10 protein-coding genes are annotated in these 17,677 nt (G+C 62.4%); 7 read left to right on the top strand and 3 right to left on the bottom strand.

The features are described from left to right. Positions 1 to 69: 69 nt before the first annotated feature. From gcvP to PRZ01_RS08155, 6 genes are all read left to right on the top strand, one after another. Entirely contained in the window at positions 70 to 2,964 is a 2,895-nt protein-coding gene (gcvP, locus tag PRZ01_RS08180; protein ID WP_273596277.1) for an aminomethyl-transferring glycine dehydrogenase, read from the top strand. 110 nt (positions 2,965 to 3,074) lie between these two features. Then, complete coding sequence (locus tag PRZ01_RS08175; RefSeq protein WP_273596276.1) at positions 3,075 to 4,466, top strand: L-serine ammonia-lyase; 1,392 nt, start codon at positions 3,075 to 3,077, stop codon at positions 4,464 to 4,466. A 132-nt stretch (positions 4,467 to 4,598) separates the two neighbouring features. Continuing rightward, positions 4,599 to 6,347 (top strand): GAF domain-containing sensor histidine kinase, encoded by a 1,749-nt coding sequence (locus PRZ01_RS08170; protein ID WP_273596275.1) that lies wholly within the window; start codon positions 4,599 to 4,601, stop codon positions 6,345 to 6,347. Positions 6,348 to 6,530: 183 nt separating this feature from the next. Continuing rightward, on the top strand, positions 6,531 to 8,150 hold the full coding sequence (locus tag PRZ01_RS08165; protein ID WP_273596274.1) for an FAD-binding oxidoreductase: 1,620 nt from the start codon (positions 6,531 to 6,533) through the stop codon (positions 8,148 to 8,150). Further along, positions 8,147 to 9,763, top strand: coding sequence for a glycerol-3-phosphate dehydrogenase/oxidase (locus PRZ01_RS08160; RefSeq protein WP_273596273.1), 1,617 nt, complete (start codon positions 8,147 to 8,149; stop codon positions 9,761 to 9,763). The genes PRZ01_RS08165 and PRZ01_RS08160 overlap by 4 nt, the downstream gene beginning before the upstream one ends. Then, positions 9,760 to 11,322, top strand: coding sequence for an FGGY-family carbohydrate kinase (locus PRZ01_RS08155; RefSeq protein WP_273596272.1), 1,563 nt, complete (start codon positions 9,760 to 9,762; stop codon positions 11,320 to 11,322). The genes PRZ01_RS08160 and PRZ01_RS08155 overlap by 4 nt, the downstream gene beginning before the upstream one ends. A 52-nt stretch (positions 11,323 to 11,374) precedes the next feature. On the opposite strand, the gene PRZ01_RS08150 is transcribed toward PRZ01_RS08155, so the two are convergent. Continuing rightward, the gene (locus tag PRZ01_RS08150; protein WP_273596271.1) at positions 11,375 to 12,358 is read right to left on the bottom strand and encodes a LysR family transcriptional regulator; all 984 of its coding nucleotides are present in this window, start codon (positions 12,356 to 12,358) and stop codon (positions 11,375 to 11,377) included. Between the two features lie 85 nt (positions 12,359 to 12,443). Here PRZ01_RS08150 and PRZ01_RS08145 point away from each other — a divergent pair, with 85 nt between their 5' ends. Then, complete coding sequence (locus tag PRZ01_RS08145) at positions 12,444 to 13,106, top strand: Hpt domain-containing protein (RefSeq protein WP_273596270.1); 663 nt, start codon at positions 12,444 to 12,446, stop codon at positions 13,104 to 13,106. Here PRZ01_RS08145 and PRZ01_RS08140 read toward each other — a convergent pair. Both PRZ01_RS08140 and PRZ01_RS08135 read right to left on the bottom strand, forming a co-directional pair. Continuing rightward, on the bottom strand, positions 13,095 to 16,382 hold the full coding sequence (locus PRZ01_RS08140; protein WP_273596269.1) for an efflux RND transporter permease subunit: 3,288 nt from the start codon (positions 16,380 to 16,382) through the stop codon (positions 13,095 to 13,097). The genes PRZ01_RS08145 and PRZ01_RS08140 overlap by 12 nt on opposite strands. Positions 16,383 to 16,395: 13 nt before the next feature. Further along, positions 16,396 to 17,607: an efflux RND transporter periplasmic adaptor subunit gene (locus PRZ01_RS08135; protein WP_273596268.1), complete on the bottom strand. Its 1,212-nt coding sequence runs from the start codon at positions 17,605 to 17,607 to the stop codon at positions 16,396 to 16,398. Positions 17,608 to 17,677 lie beyond the last annotated feature (70 nt).

Below are 17,677 nucleotides of genomic sequence, written 5' to 3'. Positions count from 1 at the left end.
GGGGCTTATGAACGCATTTAAAGAATTTGGTCGTCCCGTCATGAGCGGGACAACCGCCAAGGATTTGCCATGTTGATGTCTGCCCTGCCCACGCTCGCCTCGCTGGAAAACAGCACCGAATTCCACGCCCGCCACATCGGCCCCGATGCCGCTGATGAAGCCGGCATGTTGTCGGTGATTGGTGCGGCCTCGCGCCGCGCCCTGATTGAGGCCATCGTGCCGGCCAGCATCAAGCGCGCCGCCGGCATGCAACTGCCTGCCGCCTTGAGTGAAGCCCAGGCCCTGGCCGAGCTGAAAGCCGTTGCCAGCCAGAACAAGGTGCTCAAGAGCTATATCGGCCAAGGCTACTACGACACCCTGACTCCTGGCGTCATCCTGCGCAACATCCTCGAAAACCCCGCCTGGTACACCGCCTACACGCCCTATCAGGCCGAAATTTCACAAGGTCGTATGGAAGCGCTGGTGAACTTCCAGACCATGATCACCGACCTGACCGGCATGGCCATCGCCAATGCATCCATGCTGGACGAAGCCACTGCTGCCGCTGAAGCCATGACCCTGGCCGCCCGCGTTGGCAAGAGCAAGAGCCAGGTGCTGTTCGTCGCCGACGATGTGCTGCCGCAGACGCTGGAAGTGATTCGCACACGTGCCACGCCCATTGGCTTCACCGTGCAAGTGGGCCCAGCGGCACAAGCCGGCCAGACGGAGTGTTTTGCCGCTCTGCTGCAATACCCCGGCGTGAACGGCGATGTGCGTGACCTGCAAACCGCCGCTGACGCCCTGCATGCCCAAGGCGCCCTCTTGATCGCCGCGGCCGACCTGCTGGCGCTGACGCTCATCAAATCCCCGGCTGAAATGGGCGCCGACATCGCCATCGGCACCACCCAACGCTTCGGCATGCCGCTGTGCAACGGTGGCCCGCACGCCGCCTACATGGCCTGCAAGGACGAGTACAAGCGCAATCTGCCCGGCCGTCTGGTGGGTGTCAGCGTGGACGTGCATGGCAACCCGGCCTACCGCCTGGCCCTGCAAACGCGCGAACAGCACATCCGCCGCGAAAAAGCCACGTCAAACATCTGCACCGCGCAAGTGCTGCCCGCAGTGGTGGCCAGCATGTACGCGGTCTACCACGGGCCCGTGGGCTTGAAGCGCATCGCCCTGCGCGTGGCGAGTTTCACCGCCATCCTGGCCCAAGCCTTGAAGGCCCAAGGCCTGGTGATCGAGAACGCCAGCGCCTTCGACACGCTGCACATCCAGACCGGCGCGAAGACGGCTGAAATTCTGGCCGCTGCCCTCGCCGCGGGCATCAATCTGCGCCGCTCATCCAACACATCGGTTGGCGTCTCGTTGGACGAAACCACCACGCGTGCCGATCTGCAAACGCTGCTGAACATCTTCTCCGGCGGCAAGGGCACGATCAGCTTCGAGGCGCTTGAAAAAGGCATCGCCACGCTCATCCCCGCAGCGCTGCTGCGCACATCGGACTACCTGACCCACCCGGTGTTCAACCGCTACCACTCTGAGACGGAAATGCTGCGTTACCTGCGCGCATTGGCCGACAAAGACCTGGCCCTGGACCGCAGCATGATCCCGCTGGGTTCGTGCACCATGAAGTTGAACGCCACCAGCGAGATGGTCCCCATCACCTGGCCTGAGTTTGCCGCCATTCACCCCTTCGCGCCGCGCGATCAGTTGAAGGGTTATGAACTACTGAACGAGCAACTCACCGCCTGGCTGTGCCAAGCCACGGGCTATGCCGGCATCAGCCTACAACCCAATGCCGGCTCGCAGGGTGAGTACGCCGGCCTGCTGGCCATCAAGGCCTGGCACGAGTCGCGCGGCGAGGCGCACCGCAAGATTTGCTTGATTCCTGAATCGGCGCACGGCACCAACCCGGCGTCAGCCCATATGGTGGGCATGAGCGTGGTCGTGACCAAGTGCGACAAAGAGGGCAATATCGACTTGATCGACCTGAAGGCCAAGTGCGAACAGCACGCCGCCAATCTGGCCGCCATCATGATCACCTACCCGTCGACCTACGGCGTGTTCGACACCCATGTGAAGGAAATCTGTGCCCTGGTCAAGAGCCATGGCGGCCGCGTCTATGTAGACGGCGCCAATATGAACGCGCTGGTCGGTGTGGCTGCCCCCGGTGAATTCGGCGGCGACGTGAGCCACTTGAACCTGCACAAGACCTTCTGCATCCCCCACGGCGGTGGCGGCCCGGGTGTTGGCCCGGTTTGCGTTGTGGCCGATCTGGTGCCCTATCTGCCAGCCCACCGCTCGGGCGGCTACGCCAGCGAAACCGCCATTGGCGCCGTATCAGCAGCCCCGCTGGGCAATGCCGCCGTGCTACCCATCAGTTGGATGTATGTGCGCATGATGGGTGCCGAAGGGCTCACCGCCGCGACCGAAACCGCCATCCTCGCTGCCAACTATGTGGCAGCCCGACTGGCTGATGCCTACGACATCCATTTCAGCGGCAACATTGCCGGCGTGAAGGGTGGCGGCGTGGCGCACGAGTGCATCCTGGACATTCGCCCCCTGAAAGACGCCACCGGCGTCGGTGCAGAAGACGTGGCCAAGCGGCTGATTGACTACGGCTTCCATGCGCCCACCCTGTCCTTCCCCGTCGCGGGTACCCTGATGGTCGAGCCCACCGAGAGTGAATCCAAATTCGAGCTGGATCGCTTCTGCGACGCCATGCTGGCGATCCGTGCCGAAATTGCCCAAGTGGCCAACGGCACCTGGACCGCCACGGACAACCCCCTGGTGAACGCCCCCCACACCGCTGAAAGCCTGATGAAGGCAGAGTGGGGCCATGCCTACAGCCGTGATGTGGCCGCCTACCCTGTGGCCTCCCTGCGCCGCCAGAAATATTGGGTGCCAGTGGGCCGCGTAGACAACGTCTGGGGCGATCGCAACCTGAATTGCTCATGCCCCCCGATGAGCGACTACGCTTGATCCAATATCTGCCCTGACAACCTCAGGCACACCCGGCCGGCCGCGCATCTACCCCTGCGCCGCCGGCTTTTTTTGAACCTCACACCCCCGAGATTCACAGGAGACATCCCATGGCAGTTTCTGTTTTCGACCTGTTCAAGGTCGGCATCGGCCCCTCCAGTTCGCACACCGTGGGGCCCATGCGTGCCGCACGCTTGTTTGCGCTGCGCCTGCGCAGTGACGGCCAATTGCAGCAAACCACGCGCGTGGTGTCCCAGTTGTACGGCTCCCTGGGCGCCACGGGCAAGGGCCACGGCAGCGACAAAGCGGTATTGCTCGGGCTCGCCGGGCATGAACCCGACACGATCGATGTCGAGCAGGTACCGGCTTATCTCGACGCCATTCGCGCCAGCGCCAAACTCAATCTGCTTGGCGAGCAGGAACTGACTTTCAACGAAGCCAAAGACCTGGTGTTTTTCCGTCGCCAGAGCCTGCCTTTTCATGCCAACGGCATGCGGTTCATTGCCTTCGACGCGCTGGATCAGCAAATCGCCGAGCGCACCTACTACTCGGTGGGTGGCGGTTTTGTCGTGAGCGACGAGATTGCCGCCGATGGCAGCAAGCAAAAGGTCATCGCACCCGACGCCGCCGTTCTGCCCTACCCATTCAAGTCGGGTGACGAGTTACTTCAACTGACCCAGACGCACGGCATCAGCATCGCCGAGATCATGCGCCGTAACGAGCGGCATTGGCGCAGCGACGAAGAAACACGCAGCGGCCTGCTCAAAATTTGGCAAGTCATGCAAGCCTGCGTGGCGCGGGGCTGCAAGACCGAGGGCGTGCTGCCCGGTGGCTTCAAAGTGAAGCGGCGAGCGTCCCAGTTGCACCGCGATCTCACCGCCAATCCGGAGGCAGCACTGCGCGATCCCTTGCAAGTGATGGACTGGGTGAACCTCTACGCCCTGGCGGTGAATGAAGAAAATGCAGCAGGCGGCCGGGTAGTCACCGCCCCGACCAACGGCGCTGCAGGCATTGTGCCCGCCGTGCTTCACTATTACACCCGCTTCGTCTACGGGGCGCATGAAGAAGGGGTGGTTGACTTCTTGCTCACCGCAGCAGCCATCGGCATTTTGTACAAGGAAAACGCCTCCATCTCAGGCGCCGAAGTGGGCTGCCAGGGTGAAGTTGGCGTGGCCTGTTCCATGGCCGCGGGCGCCTTGTGCCAAGTGATGGGCGGCACGCCGGCGCAGGTTGAGAATGCCGCAGAAATCGGCATGGAGCACCACTTGGGCCTCACTTGCGACCCGGTCGGCGGACTCGTCCAAATCCCCTGCATCGAGCGCAATGCCATCGCCTCGGTCAAAGCCATCAACGCAGCACGCATGGCCCTGCGAGGCGACGGCACGCACTTTGTCAGCCTCGACAAAGTCATCAAAACCATGCGCGACACCGGTGCCGACATGATGACCAAATACAAGGAAACCGCGCGGGGCGGTTTGGCGGTCAACATTGTGGAATGCTGAATTGATTCATATCCAGCACAGGTGAACACAAACCCAACCGCTTGAATTCGCCATGAAAAACCGTCTAATTTCACGGATAGCTCCCTAGACGAAAACTGAGTTTCTGCGGTCTACTGGATAGGATCGCCTCACTTGACTGAAGACGCCAGTATCGACTGGACAGGCATTGGGCGCGGTGAGGTACTCGCTGGTCCACGTCTGGGGTTGTTCATCATGCCAATTGATCCGTCGATCCTTCCGGCGAACGAGGCCGAGCGCATCGCCGCGCTGCGTCGCTACGATATTCTGGACACGCCACCCGATGGTGCCTTCGACAATGTCACCCGGTTGGCGGCCCGATTGTTTGGCGTACCCATTGCAATCATCAGCCTGGTGGACACCGACCGCATCTGGTTCAAGTCCCACCAAGGCGTGGACGCCCAGCAAATTGACCGAGTCCCAGGGCTGTGCGCCTCAGGGATTCTGCAGTGCAGCCCCTATGTCCTGACCGACGCCAAAACAGATCCTCGCTCTCTCACCAACCCCCTTGTTGCCGGTGACGCCGGCCTGCGCTTTTACGCCGGGGTGCCTTTGCAAACCTACGACAACTTCAACCTGGGCATGCTGTGCTGTCTGGACACGACGCCACGCCAAGTCACGCAGGAAGAGTTGGATGACCTGAAATGCCTGGCCCAGTTGGTGATGGACCAAATGGAAGTACGGCGCGGCGCACGGCGCATTGTTGAATTGAGCGACGCGGTGAAGCAGGAGCAGTTGCGCACCGAGTTGGCCGTGCAGGCCGGGCATGTGGGCATCTGGGGCATGGACCTTGTGCAGGGCAGCTTCGAGTGGGACTCACAAATGCATGTGCTGTACGGCCGGTCCGCAGATGCGGTGGGCGCCCTCACACCCGAAGCCTGGCTGTCTTTTCTTCACGAAGAAGACCGCCCACGGGTGCAAGCCTCCTGGCAGAGCGCGCTCAACGGCGACGCTGATTTCGAAAGCGAATTCAGGGTCCCCATGACCGATGGAGAAACCCGTTACCTGCGCGGTATCGCGCATCTGTATGTCGACGAGCAGGGCAAGCCCCAGCGGCTCTTGGGCACCAATTGGGATGTCACGGCCGAACGGCTGACGCTGCAAGCCTTGAAAGAAGCCAAAGAGGCCGCCGAAGCGGCCGAACGCGCCAAAGGCAGCTTTCTGGCCAATATGAGTCATGAACTGCGCACGCCCTTGAATGCCATCATCGGCTTCTCCGACCTGATGCACGCAGATGAGAGCTTGTCCGAGGACTATCGGCATTTTCTCGAACTCATCAATCAAAGTGGCAATCACCTGATGACCCTGATCAACGAGGTGTTGGACATGGCGAAGGTGGAGTCCGGCCGCATGGACTTGTCAGAGCACGATTTCGACCTCCCCCGTTTCCTGCACGTGGTGACCGATCTGATCAAGCTCCGGGCTGAGCAAAAGGGCTTGCGTCTGGTCTGCGAGTTGTCGCCGCAACTGCCCCGCAGCGTGTTTGCCGACGAAATGAAACTGCGGCAAGTTTTGTTAAACCTCTTGAGCAACGCAGTCAAATTCACCCAGCAGGGTGAAATACGTTTGACAGCGCGCTTTGATACAGAGGACGCCGCTGCGGGAGGTGTCCTGCACTGCGAAGTTCACGACACCGGGCCCGGCATGAGCCAGGAGGAAGTGAGCGGCCTGTTCACCCCCTTTCAACAAGGCAGTGCTGGGCGGCAGTCCAAAGAAGGCACGGGCTTGGGGCTGGTGCTGAGCAAAAAATTCATCGAACTGATGGGTGGCCAGATTGCCGTCAGCTCGCAGCTAAACGTGGGCAGCACGTTTGCGTTCACCATTCGCCTGAAGGACAGCGGCAATCAACCTGACATTGCCTGAGGCCGCCGGAATCTTCAGGTAGCGCTCGGCCATGAGCGCGGCGCATACCCGAAGTGCGCCGAATGAATTGGACGCTGCGCAGGCTTCTTCTGACAATGCGCCCTGATCTATTGGCCTGCTAGTGCGCTCGAACGCCGTTCGACAGCGCCCTCAACAGGCCTTCTTCAGGGAATTGGAAGCCACATGCGACGATGGAATGGATGGGGTGACGACACCATTGCAATGACTTTGACCGAGGGCGCAAAAGCCATGTTGGCCTCGCAGTTGGGTGCCGGCCATCGGGCCCCCGACGCCTTGCGCGACGACTTGTTGAGCCAAGTGCCGGCTTCTCGCCTGCAGGGCGCCCATCCCTTGATTCAGACGGATGCGTCCACCCGCTTTTCCATGGCATTTGGGGAAAGCTATGGGGATTGGATCCGCAAACGCTTTGGCGCACTAACGCCCGTTCCAGACGGCGTGGCTTTTGTGGAATCCGGCGAGCACGTGCGCACGCTGCTGGATCTGGCGCAGCAGCACGACTGGGTGGTGATTCCCTTCGCAGGGGGAACCAGCGTATCCGGGCACCTGGATTGCCCGCTCAGCGAGCGTCCGGTCTTGTCCATCAACCTGACTCGACTGTGCCAGTTGCTGCATCTGGACACAAAGAGCCAACTCGCGACCTTGGGTGCCGGTACCCCGGGCCCGCAGATCGAAGCCCTGCTGCGCGCGCAGGGCTACACGTTGGGGCACTTTCCGCAGTCGTTTGAATATTCCACCGTGGGTGGCTGGGTGGTCACCCGCTCCAGCGGCCAACAGTCGCTGCGCTATGGTCGCATCGAGCAGCTGTTTGCCGGCGGGCGCATGGAAACCCCGGCGGGCCGGCTGGACATCCCCACCCTGCCGGCGGCGAGTGCGGGACCGGATCTGCGCGAGCTGGTCCTGGGGTCTGAAGGTCGTTTCGGCATCTTGACAGAGGCTTGTGTGCGTGTCTCGCCTTTGCCGGCGCATGAGAGCTTTCATGCCCTGTTCCTGCCCGATTGGGATGCCGCCGAAGCAGCGGTTCGGGAGTTGGTACAGCGCCGCCTGCCCTTGTCCATGATGCGCTTGTCCAACCCCGTCGAAACCCGGACCCAGCTGGCCATGGCCGGCCACGCGAACATGATTGGATGGCTGGAACGCTATTTGGCCTTGCGCGGCTGCCGGGACGAAAAATGTCTATTGATGCTTGGCGTTAGCTCCGATGCGCCAACCGCGCGCCACGCGTTGAAACAAGCCCGCCTTACCCTCAAAGCCCACGGCGCTGCGTATATCGGCACCGCCATGGGCAGCAAATGGGCGGCCCATCGCTTCAAGGGCCCCTACCTGCGCAACACCTTGTGGGAGCAAGGCTATAGCGTGGACACCATCGAGACCGCGGTGGACTGGCCCCGCGTGAAGCCCCTGATGCTGGCCATGGAGCAAACGGCGAGGGATGTATTTGCACCCTATGGCGAGCGGGTACATGCCTTCAGCCACCTCTCTCACGTCTACCCGCAAGGCAGCAGCATTTACGCGCAGTTTGTCTGGGCCAATGTGCCGGGCGGATTTCCGGCGCACGTGGAGCGTTGGCAAAAACTCAAAGCCGCGGTGGCGAAAACCATCGCGGACCACGGCGGCACAGTCAGTCATCAACACGGCGTGGGGCGAGACCATGCTGCGCAATTGCACCGCGAGAAAGGCCCGCTGGGCATGGCCACCCTGGCAGAGCTGTGTCGTCATTTCGACCCAAAGAAAATCATGAATCCCGGCAAATTGCTTCAAGACGGCGACCCATGGGCGCCATGAATCCCAAGGCCCAAGGCCGTGCAACCCAAGAATCACTGAGTGCCACGCTGTGGGACTTGGTGGTGATTGGCGGCGGCATCACCGGCGCGGGCGTGGCGCAACAAGCTGCCCGGCAAGGGTGGAAGGTCTTGCTGATCGAGCAGCAAGACTTCGCCTGGGGCAGCTCCAGCCGGTCCTCCAAATTGGTCCACGGGGGCTTACGCTATCTCAAGGAGGGTGACTTCAAGACCACCTGGCACTCGGTGCGCGAGCGTGAACGATTGATGCGCCAAGCTCCCGAACTGATCGAAGCGCAGAGTTTTCTGTTTGCCGATTGCGTCGGGCGAAAGCCCGGCCGCTGGATGTTTCAGCTGGGACTGATGATCTACGAAGCCATGTCCGGGCAAGGCGGGGAGCGAAGGCAACGCGGGCATTTCTACGCCGACGCGGCCCTGGCGCAAACCCTGGCACCGGGCTTGAATCCCTCCGGCCTGCGCGGCGCTATGGTCTACCAGGATGCCAAGACCGACGACGCGCGGCTGGTCTACCGCGTGTTGATGGAAGCACAGCAAGACGGCGCGGTCAGTCTCAACTACACCGCCGCGCAATCCCTGCAATTGACGGCAGGCCGCATCTCGGGCGTGACCCTGCGCGACACGCTCACGGGCCACACCTGCGTCGTCAACACACGGGCCGTCATCAATGCCACAGGCGCATGGGCCGACCGCCTTCGCTCGGACGTGGGCGGCCGCGCCATGCTGCGCCCCTTGCGCGGCAGCCACCTGATCGTGCCCTTCTGGCGCTTGCCGGTGGCTCAAAGCGTCAGCCTGATGCACCCGCAGGATGGCCGTCCCGTCTTCCTCTACCCCTGGGAGGGCAGCACTTTGATCGGCACCACCGATCTCGATCACCCCGAGTCGCTGGATGTCGAAGCCAGTATCACCCCGGCAGAGGTGAGCTACCTGATCGCCGCGGTGAACGACCAATTTCCCGGCGCCGGACTCACCCAGGCCGATGTCACGGCCTGTTATGCCGGCGTGCGCCCGGTGGTGGCCGATGACAAGGCGGAGGCCTCAAAAGCCACACGCGATCACGTGGTGTTGGATGAATCGGGCTTGATCACGCTGGCGGGCGGCAAGCTCACCACCTTCCGCCTGATGGCCCAAGACGCCCTGGCGCTCGCCGCCCAGCATGTGGGCAAGCAATTCGCGCCTGACGACACCGCCATTTTTTCGCCCACGCCGGCCTTGCCCACGCACTGGAGTGCAGCGGTTCGGGCACGGCTCGCAGCACGCTATGGCGCCTGGGCCGAGGTATTGAGTCGCAAGGCGCTGGCACCTGAGCTTGAATTCATCCCCGGCACGCAAACTCTTTGGCTGGAGTTGCCCATTGCCGCCCAGCACGAAGCCGTGGTGCATCTGGATGATCTGCTGCTGCGGCGAACCCGCCTGGGCCTCTTGCTGGCCGGCGGTGGGCTGGCACACCTGCAGCGCATTCAAGCCCTGTGCGAGCCCCATCTGCGCTGGGGACAAACCCGATGGGACGCTGAACTGGCGCGTTACCTTAGCATCATCACGGCACACTACCAGCCTCCGCCCTCACCTCCACTAGCAAGGCCCGTCCACCGCACATGAGCAAGCCCTACATTCTGGCCATCGACAACGGCACGCAGAGCGTGCGCGCCCTGCTGTTCGACCTGCAAGGCAATCTGGTCGACAAGGCGCAGGTGGCGCTGGACAGCTACCAATCCCCCCAAGCCGGCTGGGTGGAGAACGAGCCCGAAGCGTTTTGGAAAGCCATGTGCCGCGCCTGCCAGCACCTGTGGGCCAATACCGCTGTGCCCAAGAGTTTGGTGGCGGGCGTGGTGATCACCACCCAGCGTGGCACGGTGGTGGCGCTGGACGCGCAAGGCCAACCCCTGCGGCCCGCCATGATCTGGCTGGACCAACGCCGCACCGAGCACTACCCACCCCTTGCATGGTGGTGGCGGAGCGCCTTTTCAGCCATCGGCATGGGCGACACGGTGCGCTATTTCCAGAAAGAAGCCGAGGCCAACTGGATCGCGCACCACCAGCCCGAACTGTGGGCGAAGACCGACAAGTTTCTGCTGCTGTCCGGTTATTTGAACTACCGCTTCACCGGCCGCTTTGTAGATTCGGTCGCCTCGCAAGTCGGCTACCTGCCCTTCGATTACAAAAAGGGCCGCTGGGCCGCCCCCGGCGACTGGAAATGGCAGGCCCTGGCCGTCAAACGGTCCATGTTGCCCGAGTTGGTGCCTGCTGGCACGCGCATTGGCGAAGTCAACGCCGAGGCCGCCCTCGCCACCGGCATCCCGCAAGGTTTGCCGCTCATCGCCGGTGCGGCAGACAAGGCCTGCGAGGTCATCGGCGCGGGTTGCATGACGCCCGACATCGCCTGCCTCTCCTACGGCACCACGGCCACTGTCAACACCACCACGCGGCGCTACCTTGAATCCACGCGCTTCATCCCGCCCTACCAGGCCGCCGTGCCGGGGCACTACAACACTGAAATCCAGATCACTCGGGGCTTCTGGATGGTGAGTTGGTTCAAGGAGCAGTTCGGCCTGCATGAAAAACAAATAGCCCATGCGCGCGGCGTGGCGCCGGAAACCTTGTTCGACGAATTGGTGAACACGGTGCCACCCGGTGCCCACGGACTGATGCTGCAGCCGTTTTGGAACCCCGGCATCAAGATCCCCGGCCCGGAGGCCAAGGGCGCAATCATCGGTTTTGGCGACGTGCATGAGCGCGCACATTTGTACCGTGCCATTCTCGAAGGCTTGGCCTACGGCCTGCGCGAAGCCATGGAGCGCATTGAAAAGCGCAGCAAACAGGCCATCACGCGGGTACGGGTGTCAGGGGGTGGCTCACAAAGCGATGCAGCCATGCAGATCACCGCCAATATCTTCAACCTGCCGTGCGAGCGGCCGCATCTGTATGAAACCAGTGGCTTGGGCGCAGCCATCCTGGCGGCAGTCAGCTTGAAACTCAAACCCGATTTCGCCACCGCCGTCGCCGAGATGACCCGGGTCGGCCAGGTGTTCATGCCGGAGCCCGCGCATGCGCAGACCTACGAGCAATTGTTCCGCCGTGTGTACTGCCGCATGTACAAACGTCTGCAGCCTTTGTACGTGGCCATCCGCGACATCACGGGCTACCCCAACGAGCATTGACCGGCGGCATAACAGGTTACGGTGACGGTGATAACGACGGTGATAACGACGGTCAGCGCGATGCCCCCGCGCTGACCGCGATCATGGTGCGAGCTTGGTTTGAGAAGCGCAAATCCTGAGCGCGAAGCAATTCAATGAAGGTGGCCGCTGCGGCAGACAAAGGCCGGGCTGACAACCAAGCCGCGGCAAAGCTTGCATGCACACCCAGCTTGATCTGTGGCAAGGCGCGCAATTGGCCGCTGGCCAGTTCGCGGTCCACCATGAAGGGGTACATCGCGCTGAGGGCATCGGTCGACATGACCAACTCTTTGATCAACGCCGCGCTGTCGCATTGCGTTACCGCCTGGTCGCTGGCCTGAACAATAGCCTCGCTCGCAGCCGGGTCGCGCTCGCACAGGCGGGCCAGAACATCCGGCGACAGCAGGGGACCGACCGAAGGGTATTGCAGCAAATCCTGGGTCGAGCACGACGGCAGTTGGAGCAGCGGATGCGCGGGCCGGCAAATGAGCACGGCCGGATGCTCGGACATGGCCGTGTGCTCGAAATCGCCTGACTCTTGGATTTGGCTGCGCTCGACCACAATCACGTCGGTCTCACGCGCTCGCGCGCTGATAGGCAGCACGCTCCAAGGGGCCACGTGGATGCGCACTTTGAGCGCAGGCTGAAGCTGGTTCAACTGAGCCACCACCGGTGTGATCAAAGACAAGCCACCGTACAGCCCCACGCCAATGGTCAATTCGCCCACCTCCAAGCCTTGTGCCAGGCGCAACTCCCGCTCAAGCTCGCGCGAGGTGCTGTCCAGATTCAATGCATATCGCAGCACCAACTTGCCCAGTTCGGTGGGCTCGATGCCCTCGCGATGGCGGTCAAACAGCTTGGCGTCCAGCGAGGTCTCAAGCGCCTGGATGCTGCGGGTGAGCGCAGATTGCGTGATGTGGCAAGCATTGGCCGCACGGGCGAAGCTGCGGTGCTCGGCCAGCGCCAAAGCGTGCCTGAGGTGTCGAAGGTCGATCATGGCGACATTGTCGGTCGTCATCACTCAACTATTCACGTCACGCCGGACACAAACTGATACGCTGAAAACGCAATGACCCAGCCCCATAAGCCCTGTACGCACCGCCATGACCGACTCCACCCCGTCACCCGCTGATGCCCTGGAAGAAATCGCCCGAGACGGCGGACTGAACCTGTCGGTGGGCTTGAGCCACATGATGGGCGATCGGGCACTCTATGTCGGTTTGTTGCAACGCCTGGGCCGTTCACAAGAAGCGGTGTTCGACAAATTTCTCGCCGCGCTCAACGCAGAAAATTGGTCCCTCGCGGAGTGCCAGATCCACTCCTTCAAATCGGTGGCCGCAAACATCGGTGCGGAAGCCTTGCAGCAACAAGCACACACCTTGGAGGCCCTGGTGCATCGCCGAAGCGAGCGTACCGAATATGACCGCCCTCTGCTGGCTGCGCAAAGCCTGTTGGCGCAGTTGCAAAAAACCTTGCACGCACATTTCAGCCGACCCAAGGATGCGGCAGCAGTAGCCATGACAGGGCCTGCCGCCCCCCCAAGCCAGCGGGCCTCAGCCGCCCAACTGCGCAGCGACATGCTTGATTTGCTGGCGCGTGACGACGCCTTTGCCGGCGACCTGCTGTACGCGCACGAGGCAGTATTCAAGAGCCTGCTCGGGACCCATTACGTCGAATTTCGCGACGCGGTGGCCAGTTTCGAGCTGGCACAGGCCGCGCAGCTGCTGTCGGATGCCGCCACGCCGCCCGGCCCTTTAAACGCTTGACGCCGGGGCTTCCAGGCCTTTACCTGCCAACTCCAGCCCTGCAGCGCAAGCCAAGCCGGCCTGCGCTGATCCCTGCCCATGCCCATAGACATGCCCCTGCGCATTCGCCACGCCAGACGCCTTGCGCTCACGCACCAGGTAGGAGTACAGCACCGGCACCACCACCAGCGTCAAGAGCGTAGAGGTGATCACACCGCCGATGATGGCGCGCCCCATCGGGGCTTGAATCTCCCCGCCGTCGTTCAAGGCTATTGCCATGGGCAACATACCGAACACCATGGCCGCCGTCGTCATGATGATGGGCCGCATGCGGATCAGGCCCGCCTCCAGCAAGGCCGCTGGAATGGTGGCGCCGGCTTTGCGCGCATGGTTGGCAAAGTCGACCAGCAAAATGGCATTCTTGGTGACCAAGCCCATCAACATCACCAGGCCAATCATCGAAAACACATTGAGCGTGCTGCGCCAAAGCAGCAAGGCCAGCATCACGCCGATCAAGGACAAGGGCAAGGACGCCATGATGGCGATAGGTTGTACAAAACTGCCAAATTGGCTGGCCAGCACGATGTAGATGAAGATCACCGCCAGGCCCATGGCCGCCATCAAACCCTTGAACGCATCGGCCTGCTGCTTGCCCGCACCGTCTACATTGAAGCGGATGCCGGGCGGCAACTCAGTCGCCTTGATCAGTTTTTGAACGTCGGCATTGACGTCGCCTGAGGGGCGGCCTTCAACCCCCGCAAACACGGCCTCACGCCGCTGCAGGTTTTGACGCCGGATCACCTCAGGGTTGAACACCGGCTCGACCGTGGCCACCTGGTCCAGGGTGATGGGCGAGCCGTCCTTGGCGAAGGCCACGGGCAGCTTGCTCATTTGGTCGATGCGCTCGCGTTGCTCACGCGGCAGGCGCAAGAGTACTTCCACCTGATTGCCGTCGGGCGTGGTCCAGTAGGTGGCCACCTCGCCATTGACGTAGGCGCGCAGCGACGCAGCGATTTGTGGCGCAGTCAGCCCCAATTCACGAACCGCAGAATCCTTTAGGCGCACCGCATACGCAGGCAAGCCGGGCTTGACCGTGCTGTCGACATCCACCGCGCCGCGAACGGTCTTCAGCTTGGCCGCGAACTCTTGCGTGACGCGCGTCAGCACCTCGGGGTCGGTTCCGAGGATGGTGATCCAGATCGGACGATTGAAACCCACGCTGGTTTCGATGCCCGGAATTTTGGCGATGTCCGCCCGGATCGCATCTTCAACCTGCTTTTGGCTGCGTTTGCGGTCTTTGCGGTCAACCAAAGCGATGTTCAGCGCCGCCTGATTTCTGCCTGTGGACATGCCCTCACCGGTGCTGCCCACCACGGTGGAAAGCATCCGGATCTCCGGGTAGGCCGAGAGAATATCTTCCACCTGCGCCACCTTGGCATTGGAGCGCTCGAGGCTGGACGCCACGGGCATGCGCAAGTTCACCTGAGTGAAGCCTTGGTCGGTCTCAGGCGCAAACTCGCTGCCAACAAAAGGCACAAGCACCAAGGCCAGCACCAGACTCAGCACACCGGCCCACAACACCAGGCCGCGCGGGGTGAGTGTGGCCAGGCGCAGGCGCCGTGGCTGGCTTTTGTCGCGCTGCCCGGCCGCGTCGAAGGGGTGGCCCCACACGGGGATCGGCGGCACAAACACGCGGTAGCGGCGACCCGAAAAGGCCCAGCGCAACAGCCGCTCATAGGCACGGTGCAGCACCTCCATGCCCCGATCGGTCCCGCGGATCAGCGCGCCCATCACCGGCAGCTTCTGCAGGTAGGTGCTGGGCGGGTCGCGCCAGATCGACGACAACATCGGGTCCAGCGTGAAGCTAACGAATAGGCTCACCAGCACGGCCACCGCCACCGTGATGCCGAAGGGATAGAAAAACTTGCCGATGATGCCGCCCATGAAGGCGACCGGTACAAACACCGCGCAGATGGCAAAGGTGGTGGCCATGACGGCCAGGCCAATTTCATTCGTACCGTCGAACGCAGCCTGCCGATGGCTCTTTCCCAGGCTGACGTGGCGCACGATGTTCTCCCGCACCACGATGGCATCGTCGATCAACAAGCCGATGCACAGGCTCAAGGCCATCATCGTCATGAAGTTCAAGGTGAATCCGAAAGCATGTACCGCAATGAAGCTGGAGATCACCGAAATCGGCAGCGTCAAACCCGTGATGATGGTTGAGCGCCAGCTGTGCAGGAACAAGAAAACAATGGCCACTGTGAGCAAGGCGCCCTCAATCAGGGTGTGCTGCAAGCCGTCAAGCGAGCTCTTGACGAAGTCAGAGTTGGCATACATCAGGCTCAAGTCCACGTCTTGCGGCAAGGTGGTACGCAACTCGGCCAGAGCCTCTTTCACGGCCTCACCGGTTTTCACGACATTGGCGTCTTGTTGCTTGAAGACGTTGAAGGTGACCGCCTGCGACCCATTGATGCGGGCGATGCTGTCGGGCTCGCGCTCACGTTCCACCAAACTGCCCATATCGCCCAGCGTGAGCACCAGATTGCCCCGGCGCGCCACCACAATTTGCGTGAACTGTTTGGGGTCGCGCACCCGGCCTTCAACGCGCAAGAGGGCGTCGGCGCTGCGGTCGGAAAGCAAGCCCACCGGCTGATCTGCGTTGGCGTCTTTCAGCGCCGCAGAAATTTCGGCGGGCGTCACGCCATACGCACGCAGTCGCAGCGGGTCGAGATCGATACGCACCTCGCGGCTGACCATGCCGCCCACGTCCACACGAGCCACGCCTTCAACACGACTCAGGCGTTTGGCGACGATCAGCTCGCTCATCATCGAGAGTTCGCGGGCCGGCCGAGTCTTGCTCATCAGGGCCAGCACCACGACGGGCTGCGCGTTGTCCATTTGCTCACGCGACACCGACGCCGCCTTGACGTCCTTCGGGAACACGGCTTGAACCGCCGCCACGCGATCGCGCACCTCCTGCATGGCGCGATTCATGTCGGCGTTCAGCGTGAACTCGACCTGGGCTTGCACACGGCCTTCATAACTGCGAGACGAGACGCGCTCTACGCCCGCCACGGTGTTGAGCGCCTCCTCCAGCGGCTTGGCGACTTCACGCTCAACCGCTTCGGGCGATGCGCCGGGATAGCGCACATCGACCGTGGCCACCGGGATGGAGATGTCGGGCATGTTCTCTACGCCCAGCTTGGCATAACTGAACAAGCCCAGGACACACAGGGCCACCATCACCATGGTCGCAAAGACCGGGTTTTGAATCGAGATTCGGGTCATCCACATGATGCTCAGGCCCTCAATTGCCGGTGCTGACGCTGGCGCTGGCGGCTGATGCCGTTGCGCTGGCCAGTTTGGGATCTTTGCGCTTGGCGGCCACCACGCTGATCTTGGCGCCCTCGCGCAGATTGTCGAATCGTGAAGCCAGCACCTGGGAGTTGAGCGTCAGGCCTTGAAGAATTTCAACGCGGCCCTCGCGGTTGTCGTGACGGCCGGTGGTGACGATGCGACGCACCAGGCTGTCGCCCTCGATGAGCCAAACCTGCTCCTGCCCGCCGCTGCTGCTGATGGCGGTGTCCGGCACGGACAAGCGCTGGGCATCGTCGGGCAAGGCCACCTTGGCCACCGCATATTGACCCGCACGAAATTGCTCTTGGGGATTGTCCAGCACCAAGGTCACCACGATGGAGCGGGTGCCCGGCTCGGCTGCCGGGGCGATGCGGCTGATGTGCGCCTCCACGGGCTGCTCGGTTCCTTCCACCCTGACTTGCACGGGCATGCCAGGCTGCAGGCGGCTGACCTCGTGCGTGCCAACCAGACCGGCCAGCTCCAAACGGCTCAAATCAACGATGCTCAAAACCTGCTGCTCCGGCGCCAGCTTCTCTCCCGGCAGGGCAAACCGCTTGGAGACAATGCCATTGATGGGCGCTACCAAAGCCGCCTGGCGCAAGGTGACTTGCGAGGTATCCAGTTGCGCCTGGGCGCTCAGCAGTTTGGCGCGCGCGGCCTCCATGGCGGCACGCGAGGTATCCAGCGCGGTGGAGGCAATGAAGTTCTGCGCCGCCAAGCCCTGGCTGGCCGTGTAGTGGCGGTCCGCCTGCTCCAGCTGCGCCTTGGCGGAGGCAACTTCTGCATGGCGTTCAGCCACCCGGTAGCGCAGCTCTTCCAGATCCAGTTGACCCAGCACTTGGCCCTGCTTGACCCGGCTGCCCTCCCCCACATTCAAGCTCAGGAGACTGCCCGTCGCCTTAGCCCGCACAATGACCGTGCCGGGCGCCACCAGCGGCCCGGAGAATTCAATCTGGCCTGGCATGCTGACGCGGCTGGGCTGGGTCACTTCAGTGGGCAAAAACTCAAGCACCACGGCTGCTGTCTTGTCGTCAGCCGGCTTCTTGGCGTCGCCGCCCTTGCTGGCGAAAACGGTGACGGCCGCACCGGCTGCCACCAAGGTTGCCAGCACCGCACCCATCCACCAAACTTTGCGCCGTGCGCTCAAGCGAATCTGCGTCATGTCGTCCCCCAACTCAAAATCTTGAAATTGGCCGCAGTGTAAGGACGGTGCCTGGCGTTTCCAGAGCCAA

Origin of the sequence: Roseateles koreensis, from assembly GCF_028595305.1 — a bacterium.
Classification (GTDB): Bacteria; Pseudomonadota; Gammaproteobacteria; order Burkholderiales; family Burkholderiaceae_C; genus Paucibacter_A; species Paucibacter_A koreensis.
The sequence above is the reverse complement of the archived record's forward strand: the minus strand, read 5'-3'. Positions and strand labels throughout refer to the sequence as shown.